The 1735-nt window shown below is 64.2% G+C and carries 1 protein-coding gene and 1 pseudogene; both read left to right on the top strand.

Annotation, left to right across the window (positions count from 1 at the left end; all coding sequences use genetic code 11):
- A pseudogene (locus A5714_RS26005) lies at positions 1–143 on the top strand (hypothetical protein); the annotation flags it as partial.
- A gap of 269 nt (positions 144–412) precedes the next feature.
- Positions 413–1735, top strand: a 1323-nt coding sequence (locus A5714_RS08375) for an ATP-binding protein (protein ID WP_369829430.1), incomplete at its 3' end; no start/stop codon positions are given.

Here is a 1735-nt window from a genome sequence, read left to right as displayed (position 1 = left end):
AAAGCCAGTTGCTGGCCAAAATCGCCGCGGCGGTGGGCAACGGCGTCGTCACCTCCCTGAAGATCACCGGCCCCGCCGCGCCGTCGTGGCGCAAGGGTCCACGCCACATCGCTGGCCGGGGCCCGCGCGACACCTACGGATAAGCCCCGTGAACGGGGCGTTTCCCAAGCGGACCGGTCCCCCAACACGCCGTAACGGAACCGTAAATGAATCGCCCCTGAAATCCGCCAGGACGAAACGAAGCCGTTCGACGGAGGTCAGGACGCACCGAGAACGAAGAAATCGTTCTCACGGAGCGTACAGCTGGGTGGAAACGCGGCCAGAAAATCGGTCCTGACGCCCTATGACGGTAGAGTGGTGGGGTGCGCCTGTCGCGGTGACCGAACCGCTTGCACGTAACCCCAAGGAGAGCATTCCGAACGTGGCTGCCAAAAACCAGTACGGTGCTGATTCGATCAAGGTCCTCGAAGGCCTGGAAGCGGTCCGCAAACGCCCCGGTATGTACATCGGTTCTACCGGCGAGCGAGGTCTGCACCATCTTGTCTGGGAGGTGGTCGACAACGCGGTCGACGAGGCGATGGCCGGCTTCGCCAGCAAGGTGACGGTCCGGCTGCTTGACGACGGCGGCGTCGAGGTCAGCGACGACGGCCGCGGCATCCCGGTCGAGATGCACGCCACCGGCGTGCCCACCGTCGACGTCGTGATGACCGTCTTGCACGCCGGCGGCAAGTTCGAGGAGGGCGCTTACCAGGTCTCCGGCGGCCTACACGGTGTCGGCGTTTCGGTGGTCAATGCGTTGTCGTCGCGCCTGGAGGCCGACATCCGCCGGGACGGTTACGAGTGGTCGCAGGTGTACACCAACTCCGTCCCCGGCGTGCTCAAGCAGGGCGAGAAGACCAAGAAGACGGGCACCACCGTCCGCTTCTGGGCGGACCCCAAGATCTTCGAGACCACGGACTACGACTTCGAGACGGTCGCGCGCCGCCTGCAGGAGATGGCCTTCCTGAACAAGGGATTGACCATCGAGCTCACCGACGAGCGGGTCACCAAAGAAGAGGTCGTCGACGAGGTCGTCAGCGACACCGCGGAGGCCCCCAAATCCGCGGAGGAAAAGGCCGCGGAATCGGTGTCCACCCAGAAGGTCAAGCACCGCACGTTCCACTACCCCGGCGGCCTGGTCGACTTCGTCAAGCACATCAACCGCACCAAGAGCCCGATTCAGCAGAGTGTCATCGGCTTCGACGGCAAGGGCGACGGCCACGAAGTGGAAGTCGCCATGCAGTGGAACGGCGGATACTCCGAGTCGGTGCACACCTTCGCCAACACCATCAACACGCACGAGGGCGGCACCCATGAAGAGGGCTTCCGCAGCGCGTTGACCACCGTGGTGAACAAGTACGCCAAGGACAAAAAGCTCCTCAAAGACAAGGATCCCAACCTCACCGGCGACGACATCCGCGAGGGACTCGCGGCGGTCATCTCCGTCAAGGTGTCCCAGCCGCAGTTCGAGGGCCAGACCAAAACCAAGCTGGGCAATACCGAGGTCAAGTCGTTCGTGCAGAAGGTGTGCAACGAACAGCTGACGCACTGGTTCGAGGCCAACCCCGCGGACGCCAAAGTCGTTGTCAACAAGGCGGTCTCGTCGGCGCAAGCCCGCATCGCGGCGCGTAAGGCGCGGGAGTTGGTGCGGCGCAAGAGCGCGACCGACCTCGGTGGGCTGCCCGGCAAGCTGTCC

It is taken from the genome of Mycobacterium sp. E2462 (assembly GCF_001672685.1).
GTDB lineage: Bacteria > Actinomycetota > Actinomycetes > Mycobacteriales > Mycobacteriaceae > Mycobacterium.
This window is presented reverse-complemented; position numbering and strand designations above follow the sequence as displayed.